14 protein-coding genes are annotated in these 18,656 nt (G+C 69.5%); 9 read left to right on the forward strand and 5 right to left on the reverse strand.

All coding sequences use genetic code 11. From position 1 onward, the window contains the following. Positions 1 to 31 precede the first annotated feature (31 nt). From hemW to lepA, 5 genes are all read right to left on the reverse strand, one after another. On the reverse strand, positions 32 to 1,279 hold the full coding sequence (hemW, locus tag BKH28_RS01690; RefSeq protein WP_075417207.1) for a radical SAM family heme chaperone HemW: 1,248 nt from the start codon (positions 1,277 to 1,279) through the stop codon (positions 32 to 34). A 35-nt stretch (positions 1,280 to 1,314) separates the two neighbouring features. Then, the gene (locus BKH28_RS01695) at positions 1,315 to 2,595 is read right to left on the reverse strand and encodes a CynX/NimT family MFS transporter (protein ID WP_430515696.1); all 1,281 of its coding nucleotides are present in this window, start codon (positions 2,593 to 2,595) and stop codon (positions 1,315 to 1,317) included. 35 nt (positions 2,596 to 2,630) lie between these two features. Next, positions 2,631 to 3,641: a tRNA (guanosine(46)-N7)-methyltransferase TrmB gene (gene trmB, locus BKH28_RS01700; RefSeq protein ID WP_075417209.1), complete on the reverse strand. Its 1,011-nt coding sequence runs from the start codon at positions 3,639 to 3,641 to the stop codon at positions 2,631 to 2,633. A gap of 76 nt (positions 3,642 to 3,717) precedes the next feature. Beyond that, on the reverse strand, positions 3,718 to 4,533 hold the full coding sequence (locus BKH28_RS01705) for an MOSC domain-containing protein (protein WP_075417210.1): 816 nt from the start codon (positions 4,531 to 4,533) through the stop codon (positions 3,718 to 3,720). Positions 4,534 to 4,610: 77 nt separating this feature from the next. Then, positions 4,611 to 6,494 (reverse strand): translation elongation factor 4, encoded by a 1,884-nt coding sequence (gene lepA / locus BKH28_RS01710; RefSeq protein WP_275531617.1) that lies wholly within the window; start codon positions 6,492 to 6,494, stop codon positions 4,611 to 4,613. Positions 6,495 to 6,694: 200 nt separating this feature from the next. Here lepA and BKH28_RS01715 point away from each other — a divergent pair, with 200 nt between their 5' ends. From BKH28_RS01715 to BKH28_RS01755, 9 genes are all read left to right on the forward strand, one after another. Beyond that, positions 6,695 to 7,192 carry a DedA family protein gene (locus BKH28_RS01715; RefSeq protein WP_075417212.1) on the forward strand — a complete coding sequence of 166 codons (498 nt, stop codon included), beginning with the start codon at positions 6,695 to 6,697 and terminating at the stop codon, positions 7,190 to 7,192. 147 nt (positions 7,193 to 7,339) lie between these two features. After that, entirely contained in the window at positions 7,340 to 8,932 is a 1,593-nt protein-coding gene (locus tag BKH28_RS01720; RefSeq protein WP_256695426.1) for a S8 family peptidase, read from the forward strand. A 265-nt stretch (positions 8,933 to 9,197) separates the two neighbouring features. Beyond that, the gene (locus tag BKH28_RS01725; protein WP_075417214.1) at positions 9,198 to 10,907 is read left to right on the forward strand and encodes an anthranilate synthase component 1; all 1,710 of its coding nucleotides are present in this window, start codon (positions 9,198 to 9,200) and stop codon (positions 10,905 to 10,907) included. Between the two features lie 3 nt (positions 10,908 to 10,910). Next, on the forward strand, positions 10,911 to 11,618 hold the full coding sequence (locus tag BKH28_RS01730) for an anthranilate synthase component II (protein WP_178388805.1): 708 nt from the start codon (positions 10,911 to 10,913) through the stop codon (positions 11,616 to 11,618). 112 nt (positions 11,619 to 11,730) lie between these two features. Further along, a complete protein-coding gene (trpD, locus tag BKH28_RS01735) occupies positions 11,731 to 12,819 on the forward strand; it encodes an anthranilate phosphoribosyltransferase (protein WP_075417215.1) in 1,089 nt (362 codons plus the stop codon). Between the two features lie 9 nt (positions 12,820 to 12,828). Next, complete coding sequence (gene trpB, locus BKH28_RS01740) at positions 12,829 to 15,102, forward strand: tryptophan synthase subunit beta (protein ID WP_075417216.1); 2,274 nt, start codon at positions 12,829 to 12,831, stop codon at positions 15,100 to 15,102. Between the two features lies 1 nt (position 15,103). Beyond that, the gene (trpA, locus tag BKH28_RS01745; RefSeq protein WP_075417217.1) at positions 15,104 to 15,979 is read left to right on the forward strand and encodes a tryptophan synthase subunit alpha; all 876 of its coding nucleotides are present in this window, start codon (positions 15,104 to 15,106) and stop codon (positions 15,977 to 15,979) included. Positions 15,980 to 16,191: 212 nt separating this feature from the next. Continuing rightward, entirely contained in the window at positions 16,192 to 16,848 is a 657-nt protein-coding gene (locus BKH28_RS01750; RefSeq protein WP_075417218.1) for a hypothetical protein, read from the forward strand. 144 nt (positions 16,849 to 16,992) lie between these two features. After that, positions 16,993 to 18,570: a hypothetical protein gene (locus BKH28_RS01755; RefSeq protein WP_075417219.1), complete on the forward strand. Its 1,578-nt coding sequence runs from the start codon at positions 16,993 to 16,995 to the stop codon at positions 18,568 to 18,570. Positions 18,571 to 18,656 lie beyond the last annotated feature (86 nt).

Raw genomic sequence — 18,656 nt, forward strand, 5'->3', positions numbered from 1 at the left:
ACTTGCAGATAGAAGTCGACGCTCTACAGGCTCACTGGGTGAGGGCGCGGGTGACGGTGTCGGCCATGAGGCGGCCTCGCAGAGTGAGGACTGCCCGGCCTCTCAGGGCCGCGCCGGCGTCAAGCAGTCCATCGGCTACGAGACCGGCCACGACGGGTACCAGGTGAGGAGGAGTGGCTCCGACAGCATCAGGCCGGTTTACTGACGGACCGCCCGGCCGATCCCCGAGACCGGCCAGCTCGAGGCCCTCACGCAGACGGATGCCCAGCATGATCCGCTCCAGCTCGCGGGAGTCGGCGTCGATGATCTCATGCCCGGCCACGGGCAGATGGCCGGTGGCGATCTGCCCCGCCCAGGCGACCGGGTGCTTGGTGTTCCACAGGCGCACGTCCCCCAGGTGGGAGTGGGCCCCGGGCCCGGCACCCCACCAGTCCCAGTCGAGCCAGTAGGCCTGGTTGTGGCGGCACTCGGCACCGGGGCGCGCCCAGTTGGAGATCTCGTACCACTCGTAGCCGGCTTGGCGCAGGGCGGCGTCGGCCATCTCGTACTTGGTGGCCTCGTCGTCATCCTCGGGCATCGGCAGCTCTCCGCGGCTGACCTGTCCCCACATCCTGGTGCCCTCCTCGATGACCAGGGCGTAAGCGCTCACGTGGTCCGGGCCGATCCGGGTCACCGCGTCCAGGGAGCGCTGCCAGTCCTCCAGGGACTCCCCCGGCGCCCCGTAGATGAGGTCCAGGGAGGTGCTCAGACCCGCCCACCGTGCCCACTCCACCACGTGGGGCACCCGGGCGGGCTCGTGGGTGCGCTCCAGAACCTTCAGCACGTGGGGCACCGCCGACTGCATGCCGAAGGAGACCCGGGTGAAACCGCCTTCGGCCAGGGCCACCAGGTCCGCCTCGTCCACGGAGTCCGGGTTGGCCTCCGTGGTCACCTCCGCGTTGGCGGCGAGCCCGAAGCACTCGCGCACCAGCTCCAGCATGCTCACCAGGTCGGAGGCGGGCAACATGGTGGGGGTTCCTCCACCCACGAAGACGGTCCGGGCTGAACGCACCGGCAAGCCCACGCCGTCCATGGCGCGGCGGGCGGCACGCAGCTCGCCGGCGAGAGTCCCTACGAAGTCCTCGGCCGAGGCCCCCTGCCCCATGGTCAGGTTCGTGTAGGTGTTGAAGTCGCAGTAGCCGCAACGCACCCGGCAGTAGGGCACGTGCAGGTACACCGAGAACGGGCGATCGCCCCCGCCTGGAGCAGGAACGGCCGCCTGTGGCGGCAGCTCCCCCATTCCCGGCAGGGGGTCACCCACCGGCTGGGCCGGGCTCACTCGGCACCGCCTTGAGCCTCGGCCCGCTCGTCGTCGCCCTCCAGGACGCCGGCGGGAATGGCCGGCTCGGGCCTGCCGGAGTCGCCCGCGCGGGCCGCGATCTGGGCGCACACGGTCATGAGCACCAGCACTCCCACCACCATGGCGAAAGGGGCCACCCATCCGCCGCTGTGCTCATGGACCCAGCCCATCACCACCGGGCCGGCGGCGGCCAGGCAGTAGCCGGTCGTCTGAATGACCGCGGTGGTCCGGCGGTTCTCATCGACCGACTCCGATCGGCGGATGACCAGGGTGAACAGGGCGGCGAAGAAGGCGCCGTGCGCGATGCCCGAGAACATGCAGGGAACCAGCCAGTAGCCGGGGGCCACCGTCAGGCAGATCGGCAGCATCAGCCAGCAGGCGCAGATGACGCCGAGGACCCTGCTGGCCGGCCACCCCAGCGTCTCGAACATCACCGGGACCAGCAGGGGCCCCACGATTCCCAGCAGGGAGAAGACGGAGGCGGCGACACCGGCGCCGGACTCGCTCATGGCGAGCTCGTCGACCAGGGCCGTGGGCAGCCACCCCGAGATCGCGTAGTAGGAAAAGGTCTGGGCGGCGAAGGCCACGGCCATCACCCAGGTCAGGGGGCGTTTCCAGACGGCGGCGCCGGTCGACGACGACGGACGGGCCAGGGAGCGCTCCGTCACCCAGGAGGTCATCCCCGATCGCTCCCGCAGGCTCCGCCTGGGCGTCTGGCTGCCGGGCGGGAAGACCCACAGCCACAGGACGCCGGCCAGCAGCACCGGGATCGCGGTCCAGGCAGCGGCCGAGCCCTGCCAGCCGATGACGAGGGCCAGCGGCACGGCCAGGGCGGTGGCCGCGGTGACGATGACGTTGCAGGTGGAAGAGTACAGGCCTGTCATGAGCGACGTGCGGTGCCAGAAGTCGCGGCCGATGACCATGGGCGCCACCAGGTTGCCCACCGTCAGCCCCGCCCCGATGATGACGGTTCCGGCGAAGGCAGCCCAGGTGGTGCCGGCCGAGCGCAGCAGTGCCCCGGCCAGAGCCATTCCCAGGGTGAGCAGGCCCGCGGTGTTGATGCCGACACGACGCACCACCGTCGAGGCCAGCGGGGTGAGCAGCCCGAAGCACAGGATCGGCACGGAGGTCAGTGCGCCGCGGGCCACCTCCCCCATGCCCAGGTCCTGCCCCAGGCGCGTCAGCAGGGGCGGGATGACGCCCACCGGTGCCCGCAGGACTGCGCAGAACCCGAGGAAGCCGGCGACGATGACCATGAGCCAGGCGCGGCGGGGCAGCCTGGAGGTCTCAGTCACGGCCGGTCCGCCGGGTGCAGCAAGCCGTCACCGCGCCCCTCACGCAGCCGCCAGGGCTGGGACTCCAGACGGTTCCAGGCCTGCCCCTCGGCCTCGAGACGATCCAGCATGGAGGCGCCCCGCTCGGGGATCCAGGCCACCTCGGTGCGCACTGCGGTCAGGTCCCGGATCGTGCGCCCCGCATCCAGGCCCCGCTGCTCGAAGCGGGTCATGACCCGCCCCTCGTAACGGGGCGACCAGCCACCGCGCACCCCCGCCGGGGATCCCGGGTCCAGGCCGTTGCCCAGACTGTCCTCCTCGGCGGTCTCGGCCCCCAGGTCAGGACGGGCGCCGGCGTCGTCGTGCCGGAAGTAGGGCAGGGTCGCATCCTGCCGCAGCCCGGTGGGCAGCGCCGCCACATCCTCGATGACGTCGCGCATCTGCCAGGCGTAGTCCGCCCAGTCGGTGGCCAGGCGCCACACCCCGCCGGGACGCAGCACCCGCGCCACCGAGTCGGCGAAGGCGGTGGTCACCAGGCGGCGCTTGCGGTGCCGGGGCTTGCGCCAGGGGTCGGGGAAGAACACCCACACCTCGCTGGCGCAGGACACCGGCAGGGCGGTGGCCAGCAGCTGGGAGGCGTCAGCGGGAACGACACGCACGTTGTGCAGGCCCTGGCGGTGGATCGAGGTCACCAGCCGGGCGATCGCGGTCTCCCAGACCTCCACCGCCAGGTAGTCCGCCCCGGGGTGGGCGGCGGCGTGGGCCAGCAGCGCCTCACCACTGCCCGAACCGACCTCGACGATCAGCGGCCTCACCTGACCCACATGCCCGAAGAGCTTCTCCGGCTCCAGGCGGAAGCTCGGGGACACGGTGCGTACGGCGTCGGCACGAGGCACATCGACCACGTAGCGGGGGCCCAGCGCGACCAGGGCCTCGGCCTGGACGGGGCGCAGCCTGCCGCCGGCGCGCGAGAAGGAGCGCACCCTGGAGTGGATGGCGTGGGAGCGGGGCGGGTGGTGCTGAGCCATGCGGAGCCTTGCGTCCTTTACTTCTGTCAGGTCTCGAAACCGTCTGCCTGATGCCGTCAGGCGCTGAGCGGCGCCGTCAGCCGACCTGCTCGTGGGCGGCGGCGCGCACGTACTTCTTGGTGAAGGGGGCGATGACGCAGTTGCCGAAGATCTCGGAGTTGAGCAGCCCCTGGGCATCGCGCGGATCGTGGTGGGCGAACCAGCGCCGGCAGGTGACCCGGTGGCCCGGGGAGGAGACCACACGCACCTCGTCGCCGGCCTGCACCGACCCTTCGTCGAGGACCGCCAGGTAGACGCCCACCCGGTTGCGCGCCGAGAAGACCTCCACCCAGTCCGCACGGCCCACACCACGGGCGAAGGTGGCGCACGGGTTGCGCACACCGGTCACCCTGACCCGCAGTCCTCCGTTGCTCGGGTCGCCGATGGACAGGATCGCGCCGATCTCCACGTCGTCGATATCGCCCTCGATGAGGAGGTTCTCCCCCAGCCGCCCCGGCTCGATACCACCCAGGACCTGCGACCAGTGGCGCTGCTCGGCGGCGCTCATGACGTAGAGGGCCTTGTCACGGCCCCCGTGGTGGGCGCGATCCCCGTGCTTGTCGGAGACGATCCCGGTCCGGACGACCTCGACCGGCCCATCGACGGCGCCCTTGTGGATCGCCGAGACGCCTGCCGGGCCGGCATCGGGCCGCAGCCCTTTGACAGCGCACACCGCGCCGACGGTTCCCACCGGGTCGCCGTCATGGAACGGCGAGGGCTCATCGTTGTGGCGCCCGTCCGCGCCGGCGTGGGGCTCGCCCAGGACCCGGGCCAGCTCCCGGGTCAGGACCAGGTTGGAGCCGTCGTCGGTCAGGGCAGCATCAACCGTGGTCTGCCTGCTCTCGTCGCTCATGTCCGCAGCCGTCCTTCCATCGTCCGCCGGAACCGTCCTCGTCCTGCTCGGTCCTGTCCCCGTACCCGCCGGCTCCGCTACTTGCCCGGCTTGGCACCGGTGGGTGTGTCCGCACCGAGGGCCGCGATGAAGGCCTCCTGGGGCACCTCGACCCGGCCGATGGCCTTCATGCGCTTCTTGCCCTCCTTCTGCTTCTCCAGCAGCTTGCGCTTACGGGTGATGTCACCGCCGTAGCACTTGGCGAGCATGTCCTTGCGCAGGGCCCGGATGGTCTCGCGGGCGATGACGCGGGTGCCGATGGCCGCCTGCACGGGAACCTCGAACTGCTGGCGCGGGATGAGGTCCTTGAGGCGCTTGGTCATCATGACACCGTAGGAGTAGGCCGAGTCGCGGTGGACGATGGCGCTGAAGGCATCCACCTTGTCCCCGTTGAGCAGGATGTCGACCTTGACCAGGTTGGCGTCCTGGGAGCCGTCCATCTCGTAGTCCAGGGAGGCGTAGCCGCGGGTGCGTGACTTCAGGGCGTCGAAGAAGTCGAAGACGATCTCCGCCAGCGGCAGCACGTAGTGCATCTCCACGCGGGACTCGGAGAGGTAGTCCATGCCCTGCATGGTGCCGCGACGCGACTGGCACAGCTCCATGACCGTGCCCACGAACTCGCTGGGGGTCAGGATCGTGGCCCGCACCACCGGCTCGGAGACGGAGGAGACCTTGCCCTCGGGGAACTCGCTGGGGTTGGTCACCGTGTGCGTGGTGCGGTCCTCCATGGTCACCTCGTAGACCACGGAGGGGGCGGTGGAGATGATGTCCAGGTTGAACTCGCGCTCCAGGCGCTCGCGGATGATCTCCAGGTGCAGCAGGCCCAGGTAGCCGCAGCGGAAGCCGAAGCCCAGCGCCACCGAGGTCTCCGGCTCATAGGTCAGGGCGGCGTCGTTGAGCTTGAGCTTGTCCAGGGCGTCGCGCAGGGCCGGGAAGTCCGAGCCGTCCACCGGGAACAGGCCGGAGAAGACCATGGGCTTGGGGTCCTGGTAGCCCGACAGCGGCTCGTCGGCCGGTGCCGCCGCGGAGGTGACCGTGTCACCGACCTTGGACTGGCGCACGTCCTTGACCCCGGTGATGAGGTAGCCGACCTCGCCGGCCCCCAGGCCGGCCGACGGCGTGGGCTCGGGGCTGATGACGCCGATCTCCAGGAGGTCGTGAACGGCCTTGGTGGAGAGCATCTCGATGCGCTCGCGGGGCTTGAGGGCGCCGTCGACGACGCGCACGTAGGTGACCACGCCGCGGTAGGTGTCATAGACGGAGTCGAAGATCATGGCGCGCGCCGGGGCCTCGGGGTCGCCGTGCGGGGGCGGGACCGTCTCGACGATCCGGTCGAGCAGCTCGGGAACGCCCTGTCCGGTCTTGCCCGAGACCTTGAGGATGTCGTCGACGTCGCAGCCGATGAGTGAGGCGATCTCCTCGGCGTGCCTCTCCGGCTCGGCGGCGGGCAGGTCGATCTTGTTGAGGACCGGGATGATGGTCAGGTCCCCCTCGATGGCCATGTAGAGGTTGGCCAGGGTCTGGGCCTGGATGCCCTGGGCGGCGTCGACCAGGAGGACCGCCCCCTCGCAGGCGGCCAGGGAGCGGTTGACCTCGTAGGAGAAGTCGACGTGCCCGGGAGTGTCGATCATGTTGAGTGCGTAAGCGCGCGTGACGCCGTCGTCGCCCTCAAGGGCCCAGGGCATGCGCACGGCCTGGGACTTGATGGTGATGCCGCGCTCGCGCTCGATGTCCATGCGGTCCAGGTACTGGGCGCGCATGTCGCGGGGCTGGACGACGCCGGTGGCCTGGAGCATGCGGTCGGCCAGGGTGGACTTGCCGTGGTCGATGTGCGCGATGATGCAGAAGTTGCGCAGCCGGGCCTGCTCGGTGGCGGCGGGCTGGACGCTGGTCATCTGCTCTGGTGTGGGGATCGGTGACACGGAGATCGGTTCCTGGCTCTTCCTCATATCCGGCATGGGTCTGGACCAAGTCTCCCACGACGGCGGCCCACCACCCCAGCCCGCCGGGCCAACCCGTGGTGTGAGGTGCGGCCGCACGCCGGTTCCCCACGGCTCCCGCGAGCGCAGGCGTCGGCGACCCCACAATCGGACGCCGTTCGACTTAGGTTAGCCTTCCTCGCATGCTGGAATGGATCCGCACCCTGCCCTATCCCTGGGTCTTCCTGTTCTTCTGGTGTCTGGCCATGATGCGCTCGCACACCATGTACTGGATCGGCCGGGGCATCACGGCGGGGACCGCACGCACCCGGTGGGTCTCACTGCTCGAGTCCCCGGTGTACGCCCGAGCCCAGGCGTGGTCGGCCCGCTGGGGTGTGCTGGCCGTGCCGATGTCCTTCCTGACCGTCGGCATACAGAGCGTCATCCAGATCTCCGCGGGGGTGGCCCGCATGCCGCTGCGCCGCTACGTGGCGGCCACGGCCGCGGGGGCGATCGCCTGGGCCACCGTCTACACGACCATCGGTATGGCGATCCTGACGGCCTGGATCACCGGGCCTACGGGTCGCGTCGTCTCCCTCCTGATGGTCACGGCCCTGGTGCTTGTCGTTGTGGCTCGTCGCGGTCGAGTCACGCACTGCGAGCACGGCGACCAGGGCAGGAGGCACGGCAAGCAGGCGTGATCCAGCCGGACCTGTCCGCAGAACCCATCGGGGAGACCTCCCCACTCCCACCGATGGGTCTTTGCCGCCGCTTCATGCCAGACTCGTCGCAGTTCGGGTTCCTGAACAGTCCCCACCCCGGGCGTCCCTATAGAAAGCCTCCCTGACATGTCTATGACCCCCAACAGAGAACGCGTTCTGCTCATCATTGCCGTCTCCATCGCGGTGGTCTCCGTCATCGCCGTCGGCCTGGTTCGCGCCGGAGTCCTCGGCGGTCACAAAGCCACCGCCAGGGCATCAGCCTCTGCGCACAGCAACGCTGCGAACGCCACCGAGCCCAGCGACCGCTTCATCATCTCTTACGCCGAGAACTCGGCAGCGGCCAAGGTCATCGCCTCAGCGAAGGCCTACGGCGAGAACGTCCTCGATTCCTTGCCCGCCAAGGACAAGCAGGCACTGACCGCCGCCGCGGGAAAGTTCTCGGTCAAGCTGGAGAGCGTGACCGCTCACGCCATGAGCACTGCGGCCGTGAAGCTGAGTGACAAGCTCACCGTGGATCAGGTCAAGGAGTTCATCTCCACGCTCGAGGCCGCTGACGGCATCGAGGCCGTCGAGCCCGATATGCACGTCACAGCCCTGGACAAGACCTCCACCAAGGACAGCAATGTCCCCAACGACCCCTACTTCTCCGAGCAGTGGGACATGACCTCGGGCTCCTACGGGATCAACGCCACCAACGCCTGGTCGCAGTCCACCGGCAAGGGCGTCACGGTCGCCGTCATCGACTCCGGCATCCTGACCGACCACCCGGACCTCAAGGGCCAGCTCCTGCCCGGCTACGACTTCATCGCCGACGCCGAGAGCGCACGCGACAACGACGGCTACGACTCGAATCCCTTCGACGAGGGCGACTGGGCTGAGCCGGGTGAGTGCTCCGCCCAGACCGGAGAGAATAAGGGCCGGGAGTCGACCTGGCACGGCACCCATGTAGCCGGGACCATTGCCGCGCGCACGAACAACGGCGAAGGTGTGGCAGGTGTCGCCCCGGACGCCAGGATCGTGCCCGTCCGCGCCCTGGGCCGCTGCGGCGGCAACAGCGCCAACATCATCGATGCCATCACTTGGGCCTCGGGCGGCAAGGTCAACGGCGCACCGGTCAACAAGAACCCCGCCCAGATCATCAACATGAGCATGGGCGGCTCCCGTACCTGCCCCCGCTTCTACCAGAAGGTCATCAATGCTGCAGTCGCGCGCGGTGCCATCATCGTCGCCGCCGCCGCCGGCAACAATAATGAGGACGCCAGAAACGCCGCCCCTGCCAGCTGCGAGAACGTCATCACCGTCGGTGCCACCACGAACACCGGGGACCGCTCGTCCTTCTCGAACTACGGTGACACCGTCGAAATCTCCGCCCCCGGTGGCGAGATCAAGTCCCACACCGGCATCCTGTCCGCGACCGACGAGTCGCCGACAGCGCCTCGGACCGCCAGCTACGCCGGCATGGTGGGCACCAGTCAGGCGGCACCGCACGTGTCCGGCACCATCGCGCTGATGCTGGCCTCCAACCCCGATCTGAAGACCGCGGAGATCGTCACCATCCTGCAGAACACGGCCAGCCCCATGGCTAAGTGCGACCGGTACGCCTGCGGCGCCGGCATCGTCAACGCAGCCTCCGCTGTGGCCCAGGTATCCGGCAAGGGCGCCGACCCCAGTGCCACCGCCGGTGGGAGAACCCTCCGCCTCGGCAGCCGACGCGGCTGAGCGTCCGAGCCGATCCGCTGCCTGCGCATACCGGGCGACCGATGCGGACCCGCGTCTCATCCCTTGCCGACGATTTGGTCGCTTCATGACATCGTTCTACCCTCTGTTCCATGACAGCGTTCCGTAACCGCCAGTGGTGGTGGCTCCCCTCGAGGCGAGCCGCCACCATCCTGACGCGTTAGGACCTTCCGGCTCGCTCACCGCGGGCCCGCCCGACGCATGAGTGAAAGGCCCGCCTGAACCCCGATCTCAGGAAAGAGGCCCCATGCCACCCACCGTGCCAGACTCCACCCCCGAGGCCGCACCGTCAGCCGCCTCACCCACCGTGCTGACGCGCTCGGTGCGCTACCACGCCGACGGCGGCTCCCTGCTGGAGCAGCTGACCCGCTCCGGTCTGCTGCGTGCCACTGCGGACTCGTCCGGAGAGGGCGGCCCCACGCGCCCGGTGGACTGCGTGCTGCTGGAGAGCGCCGACATCACCACGAAGGTATCGCGCACCACGGTCGCCGTCCTGGAGGCCTCGGCCAGGCTGACCTGCTGGGGCGGAACCGTCACCGCTGAGGCGCTGGACGCCGTCGGTGGTCAGGGTCCGGGAGCCGATGGTCTGGCGGCTCTGGCGCGTCTTGAGGAGAGTCTGGCCGAGCACGTCACCGACCGCTCCCCCGGCCGGTTGACTCTCGCCCTGCCCACCAGCTCCGACGACGACCCGATGATCGAGGAGCGCGAGCGGCTCACCGCCCTGTCCACGATCGAGCCGCTACGGCTCCTGGCCCGGGCCGAGGTCGCCCACCCCCACCTGCCGCTGGAGGTGGGAGCCTTCGCCTTCGACTACCTGTCCACCTTCGAGTCCCTGCCCGAGGTGGCCCAGGGCGCCAACACCTGCCCCGACTACCTCTTCTACGACGCGCGCATCATCCTCGTCGTCGATCACCCCACGCAGGAGGCGACCCTGGTGGGGGCCTCGGTCGACACCGCCGGCCTGGAGCGGCGCATGGACGCGTTGTCCGCCGCCATCGACAGTATCGACAGCGCGGCCGACACCGACGTCGAGGCGCCGGCCCCGACCGCCGACGGTATCGGCTCTCCTGTCGTGCACGCGGTGCCCACCACCTCCGACGCCGACTTCGAGGCGGTTGTGGAGGAGATGCGCGGCTACATCGCCGACGGCGACGTCTACCAGGTGGTGCCCTCACGCGGCTTCACCATCGCCTGCCCGGATGCGCTGGCCGCCTACCACGTGCTGCGTCACGCCAACCCCAGCCCCTACATGTTCTACCTGGCCGCCCCGGACTTCGAGCTCTTCGGCGCGTCCCCGGAGTCGGCGCTGCTGTACTCGGTGCGCAGTGGCAGGGTCGCCATCCGCCCCATCGCCGGGACCCGGCCGCGTGGGCTGCACCCCGACGGCTCCGTCGACCACGAGCGCGACACCCGTCTGGAGCTGGAGCTGCGCACCGACGCCAAGGAGGTCGCCGAGCACGTCATGCTCGTGGACCTGGCCCGCAATGACGTCGCCCGGGTCAGCCGTCCGGGCACCCGCAGTGTCCAGGACCTCCTGCGCGTGGACCGCTACAGCCGGGTGATGCACCTGGTCTCAGAGATCTCCGGCGAGCTGGCCGAGGATCTGGACGCCTTGGACGCCTTCCGCGCCTCCATGACGATGGGCACCCTCACCGGGGCCCCCAAGCTACGGGCCGCCGAGCTCATCCGCCGGGCCGAGGGCGTGCGCCGCGGCTCCTACGGCGGCTCGGTGGGTTACATCCGCGGTGACGGCGAGCTGGACACCTGCATCGTCATCCGCTCCGGCTTCGTGTCCGCCGGGACCGCCCTGGTCCAGGCCGGAGCCGGTGTCGTGGCGGCCTCCTCCCCGGCAGCCGAGGCCGCTGAGACCGTTCACAAGGCCCGCGCCGTCCTGGAGGCGGTCGCCACCGCTCAGGGCGCCGCACTCGTCATCGACCAGACCGGCAAGGAGGCCTGAGCCATGCCCCTCACCAACAGCCACAGCAGCGAGCAGGCCGCGAAGCATCTTCTGGAGACATCGGCGCCGGCTCGAGTGGTTCTGCTCGACAACCGCGACTCCTTCGTCTACAACCTCGTCGACCAGTTCGCGACCCTCGGTTCCCAGATCGAGGTCTACCGCAACAACGTGCCTACCTCCCGGGTGCTCGCCGCCCTGGAGCCCACCGCGGCCGAGCGGGAGGCCGGGCGGCGCCCGGTCCTGTGTCTGTCCCCCGGGCCGGGCTATCCGGCGACATCGGGCTGCCTCATGGAGCTCATTGCCACCGCCATGGAGCAGGCGATTCCCACGCTGGGCATCTGCCTGGGGTTCCAGGCCCTCGTCGAGGCCTGTGGTGGGCAGGTCCGCCCGGTCGGCCCGGTCCACGGCCGCTCCGACCGGGTCGAGGTCACTGAGGCGGGGCGTGCGGACACGGCCTTCGCGGTGCTCGACGGCGGACCGCTGGATGTGGCCCGCTACCACTCGCTGGGCACGCGCACGCTGCCCGAGACACTCGTCAGCCTGGCCCGAACCACCCAGGTGGACGGCGACGGAAGCGGTGGCATCGTCATGGCGGCCCGACACCGGTCATTGCCCGCGATCGGCCTGCAGTTCCACCCGGAGTCGATCCTCACCCCGCAGGGTCCGGCCCTGCTCAAGGCCGTCACCACCGACCTGGCCCGGACCGCCTGAGCCACAGCAGCGCCCCGTCGTCCCGCAGATCCCGACGTCGGCGCCACCGCTCGGGCAGAATCGTCCCCGGGCACCCCAAGCCTCAACCACCTGCATAAGGAGCTACAGACCGATGAGTGAGACCAACGGCGCGTCCCCCGCCGCTGCGGGCGGCACGCATGCTGCCACGGCACAGGAGGCGCACGAGCTGCTGCGAGAGGTGGTTCAGGGACGGCGCCTGAGCCGCGAGCAGGCCTCCACGGTGTTCGCGGCCCTGGGTGCCGGCGACCTGTCCGAAGTGGAGACGGCGGCACTGCTGGCGGCGTTGCACGCCCGCGGCGAGGAGCCCCAGGAGGTCGCCGGGGCCGCGAGCGCCTTCCGTCAGGCCGCCCGGGCCTTCCCGTCGGTGTCCTTCCCACTGGTGGACGTCGTCGGCACCGGGGGCGATGGCGTGGGCACGATCAACATCTCCACGGGGGCGGGCCTGGTGGCCGCCTCGATGGGGGTCGCCGTGGCCAAGCACGGCAACAGGGCCGTGTCCTCCAAGACGGGGGCGGCCGACGTCATCGCCGAGCTGGGGCTGCCGCTGGACGTGGAGCCGGCCACGGCGGTCGAGCTGCTGGCCCGTGACCATTTCACCTTCCTGTTCGCCCAGGCCTACCACCCGGCGATGCGGCATGTGGCGCCGGTGCGCAAGGCGCTGGCCACGCCCACGATCTTCAATGTCCTGGGGCCGCTGGTGAACCCGGCCCACCTGACCTTCCAGCTCATGGGTGTGTGGGACCCGGGCATGCTGGACATGATCGCTGAGGCGATGGTCCAGCTGGGGCGTGAGCGTGCGCTCGTGGTCCACGGCTCGGGCCTGGACGAGATCGCCGTCCACGGGCCGACCCTCGTGCGTGAGGCGACGCCCGACGGGGTCAGGGCCTATGAGGTCGCGCCTGAGGATCTGGGGGTGTCCACCTACGAGCTGGCCGATCTGCTGGGCGGGGAGCCGGCCGATAACGCACGCCTGCTGCGTGAGGCCGTCTCGGGTGAGGGAAGGCCCGCCCATCGCGACGCCATCGCAGTCAATGCCGGTGCCCTGCTGTACCTCACCGGTCGGGCTGACAGCCTCGCGGACGGCACTGCGGCTGCCCTGGAGCAGATCCTTTCCGGTGGCGTGGCCCGCCACCTGGAGTCCATGACCAAAGCCAGTGACCTCGCCACTGAGACGGCCTGAGGAGAAGCCGTGACTACCCCCGACATCGCCCCCGTTCCCACCGCGTCACCCGATGGTGCCGGCCCTGGCGAGCGCACTCACCGTGAGCCGGTCGAGGCGCGTCTCATCGCCACGGGCACCGTCCTGGACTCGATCGTCCAGGCGCGCCGCGAGCGCATTGATGAGCTGCGCGCCCGCTTCGGGCACCTGAGAGCTGAAGAGCTGCCGCGCTCGCAGCGCTCCTTCGCGGACGCCCTGCGTACCCGCAGCGGCCAGAGCCACAGCCCGCAGCCGGCTCTCATCATGGAGTGCAAGGCGGCCTCGCCCTCGCGCGGCACTATCCGTTCCGACTACGACCCGGCCTCGTTGGCCGCACAGTACGCGCCCTACGCGGCCGCGGTCTCGGTGCTCACCGAGCCCGACCGCTTCAACGGCTCCTTCGACGACCTGGCGGCCGTGCGCGAGGTGGTGGACGCCCCGGTCCTGTGCAAGGACTTCATCGTCGACGAGGTCCAGGTGCTGGCGGCCCGCAGTCTGGGGGCGGACGCGGTTCTGCTCATGCTGTCAGTGGTGCCCGACGACGTCTACCGCGAGCTGGCAGAGCTGGCCCACAGCCTGGGCATGGAGGTGCTCACGGAGGTCTCGACCCCGGAGGAGATGCACCGCGCCTCGGCCCTGGGGGCGGAGGTCATCGGTATCAACAACCGTGACCTGCGCACCTTGGACACGGACCTGGTGCGCACTGAGGAACTCGTCCCGCTGGCTCCGGCCGGGGTGGTCCTCGTGGGTGAGTCGGGGGTCAGTGCTCCCGACGACGTACGGCGTCTGTCCGGCCTGGTGGATGCACTCCTGGTGGGCTCGTCCCTGTCCGGTGCCCCGGACCCGGCCGAGGCCGCCCGGGAGCTGGCCACCGCGGTGCCGCTGCCACAGCCGGGAGGCGAGGACGCATCGTCGTCGGGCCTGGACCGGGATGGTCAGGAGACGGGGCACCACCCGCGACTGCCCGCCTTCTTCGGCCCCTACGGGGGCCAGTTCGTGCCCGAGCTGCTCATTCCGGCGCTGGACCAGCTCGAGGACGCCTTCATCGACGCCCAGGCGGATCCGGCCTTCGCCGCCGAGTTGGACACGTTCATGACGCGCTACCTGGGGCGTCCCACGGCGGTCACCGAACTGCGCAACCTGCCGTTGGAGGGCAACGCCCGCATCCTGCTCAAGCGCGAGGACCTGGTCCATGGAGGCGCTCACAAGGGCAATCAGGTTCTGGGGCAGGCCCTCCTGGCCAAGCGGATGGGTAAGCAGCGCATCATCGCCGAGACCGGCGCGGGCCAGCACGGGACGGCCACGGCCATGGTCTGCGCCCTGTTGGGTCTGGACTGCACCATCTACATGGGAGCCACTGATGTCGTGCGTCAGGCGCCCAATGTCGAGCGCATGGAGCTCATGGGGGCCACAGTGGTGCCGGTGGACAGTGGCGCGGGCACGCTCAAGGACGCCGTCAACGAGGCGCTGCGCGACTGGACCGCCTCCTTCGCCGATACCCACTACCTGCTGGGCACTGCCGCCGGCCCCCACCCCTTCCCCACGATCGTGCGCGAGTACCACCGGGTCATCTCCCGGGAGGCCCGTGCCCAGGTCCTGGGCCTGACTGGGCGGCTGCCGGACTCGGTCATCGCCTGCGTGGGCGGCGGCTCCAACGCGATCGGCATGTTCGCCGAATTCATCGACGACCCCGGGGTCGAGCTCATCGGGGTCGAGCCGGCCGGGGAGGGCCTGGACACGTCGCGTCACGGCGCCCCCATCAACAAGGGCCTGGTAGGGATCCTCCACGGTGCGCGCAGCTACCTCATGCGCACCTCCGAGGGGCAGGTCGAGGAGTCCTTCTCCGTCTCGGCGGGCCTGGACTACCCGGGCGTGGGGCCCGAGCACGCCTGGCTGTCGGACACCGGCAGGGCCCGCTACGTGGGCATCAGTGACGACGAGGCGATCGAGGCCTTCCGGCTGCTGTCACGCCACGAGGGAATCATCCCGGCCATGGAGTCCGCCCACGCCTTGGCTCAGGCCCTGGCCATGGCCCGGGAGGTGCCCGACGGCGAGGAGCCCCCGGTCCTGCTGGTGTGCCTCTCGGGCCGTGGGGACAAGGACCTCGACCAGGTGCAGGCGAGGCTGGGGGGCTCCTTCTCCACCGACGGCGCCGTGGCCAGGGCCTCGCACATGGTGGAGCAGATGGGCAAGCGCACCGAGTATGCGGGCCTGAACGCCGCCAGGAGCACCAGCTCGACCACCGGACCGGACGAGGAGTTCTGAGATGAGCCGCTATCCTGCGATGTTCGCCGCCCTCAAGGAGCGCGGCGAGGGCGCCTTCGTTCCCTTCGTCATGGTCGGCGATCCCGACCCGGGCACCAGCGAGGCCGTCATCGAGGCGCTCATCGCCGGTGGGGCCGACGCCCTGGAACTGGGTGTGCCCTTCACCGACCCGGTCGCCGACGGCCCCACGATCCAGAAGGCGCATGTCCGGGCCCTGGCCGCAGGTGTGAGTTTCCAGGACTGCCTGGAGGTGGTTCAGCGGGTGCGCCGGCGCCACCCGAGGCTGCCCATCGGCATGCTCGTCTACGGCAACGTCCCCTTCGCGATGGGCCTGGAGCGCTTCTACTCCCAGTGCGCGCAGGCCGGCGTCGACTCGGTGCTGCTGCCCGACGTCCCGATCCGCGAGTCGGCCGCCTTCAGCCGGGCCGCCGAGGAGGCCGGTGTCGACGCCGTCTACATCGCCCCGCCGTCGGCTGCGGCCGAGACCCTGGACGCGGTGGCGGCGGCCTCACGCGGCTACGTCTATGCCGTCTCTCGGGTGGGGGTCACCGGCACCGAGCGGGCCTCCTCCACCGTGGGGCTCGCCGAGTCGGTCGAGCGCCTGCGTGCCGACGCCGCCGCGCCGGTGATGCTGGGCTTCGGCATCTCCACGCCCGAGCAGGTCGCTGAGGCCATCGCAGCCGGTGCCGACGGCGCCATCAGCGGATCGGCCACAGTCAAGATCGTGGAGCGCTACGCCCCCGAGATCGTGGCGGCAACCTCCGGCAACAACGGCAGAGGAGGTAATGAGGAGCGCCGCCACTACGCGCTCGGAGCACTGCGCAGTGACCTCGTCGCCTTCACCGCCACCATGAAGGAGGCCACACGTCAGCACTGACGGCCGACATCAGCAGGCCGTCCAGGACAGCGGAGGGTCGGTGACACGGGAGTACCTGTGTCACCGACCCTCGTCGTCGGTGTCCTGCTCGCCTGGGATAGAGCTCCATGGGGAACATTCCCCCTTCGATATTGACTGTTCGGACTATATGTTGGTCGGACAGTCCATATCCACCCGACATCCACCCGGCCACCCCAGAGAAAGGCAGACCGATGCGCTTACTACGCACCCGTTCCACGCGGTCATGGCAACGCCTTGCCGGCGTCACCGCAGCCCTGCCCCTACTCGTCGCCGGCCTGCTCACCTCACCAGCGCAGGCCGCCCCCGCCTCCGAGAGCGTCATCGCCTCCGGGATCTACAACTCGAGCGGCACCGGATGCCAGGGCTCGGGCACCAGCGCCGACTGCCTCAGCTGGGGCCTGCGCATCCCGTCCACCATCGCACCGAAGAAGGACCTCACCGTCACCATCGAGGCCGACTCCGCCCCCGGCCGGTGGGCGTGGAACTGCCTCGCGAGCGACCGGATCGCCGGCACGGCATCGTTCTACGACTCCCCGAGCAACAAGCTGAGCGAGTCCAGCCTCAAGTCCTCCGCAAAGCTTCATTACGGCGTATACGGAGACAGCGCCGGACAGGTCGAGGCCGTCACATGCACACCGGAGCATCTGAGCATCACCTACAAGATCGATCACCTGGTGCGCTCCGGGGGCTCATACCTCGACCTGAGTTTTGGAACGACTACGACGACCCCGGGGTCCGGCGAGTACACCTACTCCTTCTCGCCAACCGTCACAACCTCCGCAGACAACACCCCTCAGAAGATCACAGCAACCGTGAAGAAGCCTGCTGAGAACGCAGTGCCCCGTTAGAGGCACGGAAGACAGAAGGACGAAGGTCGGGTAGGCGAAAGTCGTCGCCTACCCGACCTTCGTCTTCGCCATTCCCAACGGGGAAAAGGTCGCATGTGGGGAGTATTCCAACCTTTTGATAATGTCCTTCTTGACGATATATTAATGAGGCAATTGGTTCCCATCCCGATCCCCTCGGAGAAAGGCGTGCTCGTGCACACCCCACCTTCTCTTCCCGCTGGGCTGCGGCGACGCATCCTGGGCGTCGCCATCGCTCTTCCCCTGCTCACCGTCGGCGCCGTCGCCGCTCCGGTGAGCGCAGCCGTCCCGACCGCCACCCCGGACACCGGTATCACCGCGGAGGGGCGCTACCACCCGGCCGGCACCGGATGCCACGGCTCCGACAATGCCGACAGCTGCCTGAGCTGGGGTGTGCGCGTCCCCTCGACCGTCGCCCCGAACTCATCCACCACCGTCACCATTGAGGCGGACTCCGTGCCGGGTCAGTGGACCTGGTCCTGCCCCTCCCCGGACGGCGACAGGGTAGCCGGGACCAGCGCCTTCTACATCGACAAGGGCAAGGACGAGCCCGCATCGAAGCTGGCCGATTCCGGCCTGGGCTTCTTCGACCACCTGTACTACAACCAGAAGGGGGACAGCGCCGGCTCGGTCACAGCCGCTTCCTGCACCCCTGAGCACCTGAGCCTGACCTATGAGGTCAACTTCGACGCCGCCTGGGACCAGAGCTCCTATCTCGACCTGGACCTCGGGACCACAGTGGTGGCCCCCGGCGCGGACGCACGCAGCTATACCTTCAGCCCGAAGATCACGACCTCCGCGGGCAGCCTGGTTCTCACGCCCACCGCGACGGCCCACAAGCCCGCTGCCAGCGCGGCTCACGCCACCGTGTCCACCAAGGAGGTCGCGGTCGACGGTGCCGCCAAGGACACTTCCCGCTTCACCATGACGGCGAGGAACGACTCCACCACGCCGCTGTCCAACTTCACCATCTCCGCCGGCCGGTCCAGGGGACAGGCCCAGGTGACCGCTCTGACCTGCGACCTAACCGCCTTCGGAGGCAAGGTCGTCTCCGCCACCGGACCGGCCGAGAACCTCACCGTCTCCAGCGGAACGGCCAAGGTGCCCCAGGGCAAGGACATCGCCTGCCAGGTGGACCTCAGCGGCATCGTGGGACGCAACCGGGTCAAGGCCGCACTCACCACCGACGGACAGACCTTCTCCAGCGACTACACCAAGGACCGCCCCATCAGCGAAGTGAAGGTCCAGCCCACTGATCGCGACGTTGAGGCCACCCCCACCGGCACCTACGAGGTCGAGGTCGGCTACAGCGTCACCTTCACCAACACCACCGACGCCGACGGACAGACCTCCAATATCGTTTTGCACCCACGGGTCCCCGCCGGCTTCACCCTCAAGTACGTGTGGGGCAGCGGTGTCCCGTGGTGGATCAGCATGGACGACTACGCGATCCAACCGGATGGCTCCGTGCCACTGTCCACAGAAGACACCCTGCACGCCCACTCATCAACCACGATGACCTTCACCACCTTCTACGAGGTCAACGCCGAGTCGGTCACCGAGGACACCTGGAAGGCCCTGGGCACCTGCGATCCCCGGGACCCCTCCAAGGGACTGACCACTCAGATCGACATCGTCGGCAGCGATGGAATCGAGCCCGGCACCTACTCGACCTGCACCACCGTGACGCGCACGAAGAACTGAGCACGAGCACGGGTCGATCTGCCTGGCTGGATGAAGGTCGGATAGGTGACAGCCGTCGCCTATCCGACCTTCACATGACTTTCTCA

Origin of the sequence: Actinomyces oris (assembly GCF_001937665.1) — a bacterium.
GTDB classification, from domain to species: Bacteria; Actinomycetota; Actinomycetes; order Actinomycetales; family Actinomycetaceae; genus Actinomyces; species Actinomyces stomatis.

Bases quoted from the DNA above. Each gene is read 5' to 3' on its own strand.
- hemW (WP_075417207.1), bottom strand. From the start codon at position 1,279: ATGGGGGAGCTGCCGCCACAGGCGGCCGTTCCTGCTCCAGGCGGGGGC.
- BKH28_RS01695 (WP_430515696.1), bottom strand. From the start codon at position 2,595: ATGGTCATCGTCGCCGGCTTCCTCGGGTTCTGCGCAGTCCTGCGGGCA.
- trmB (WP_075417209.1), bottom strand. From the start codon at position 3,641: ATGGCTCAGCACCACCCGCCCCGCTCCCACGCCATCCACTCCAGGGTG.
- BKH28_RS01705 (WP_075417210.1), bottom strand. From the start codon at position 4,533: ATGAGCGACGAGAGCAGGCAGACCACGGTTGATGCTGCCCTGACCGAC.
- BKH28_RS01715 (WP_075417212.1), top strand. From the start codon at position 6,695: ATGCTGGAATGGATCCGCACCCTGCCCTATCCCTGGGTCTTCCTGTTC.
- BKH28_RS01720 (WP_256695426.1), top strand. From the start codon at position 7,340: ATGTCTATGACCCCCAACAGAGAACGCGTTCTGCTCATCATTGCCGTC.
- BKH28_RS01725 (WP_075417214.1), top strand. From the start codon at position 9,198: ATGCCACCCACCGTGCCAGACTCCACCCCCGAGGCCGCACCGTCAGCC.
- BKH28_RS01730 (WP_178388805.1), top strand. From the start codon at position 10,911: ATGCCCCTCACCAACAGCCACAGCAGCGAGCAGGCCGCGAAGCATCTT.
- trpD (WP_075417215.1), top strand. From the start codon at position 11,731: ATGAGTGAGACCAACGGCGCGTCCCCCGCCGCTGCGGGCGGCACGCAT.
- trpA (WP_075417217.1), top strand. From the start codon at position 15,104: ATGAGCCGCTATCCTGCGATGTTCGCCGCCCTCAAGGAGCGCGGCGAG.
- BKH28_RS01750 (WP_075417218.1), top strand. From the start codon at position 16,192: ATGCGCTTACTACGCACCCGTTCCACGCGGTCATGGCAACGCCTTGCC.
- BKH28_RS01755 (WP_075417219.1), top strand. From the start codon at position 16,993: ATGAGGCAATTGGTTCCCATCCCGATCCCCTCGGAGAAAGGCGTGCTC.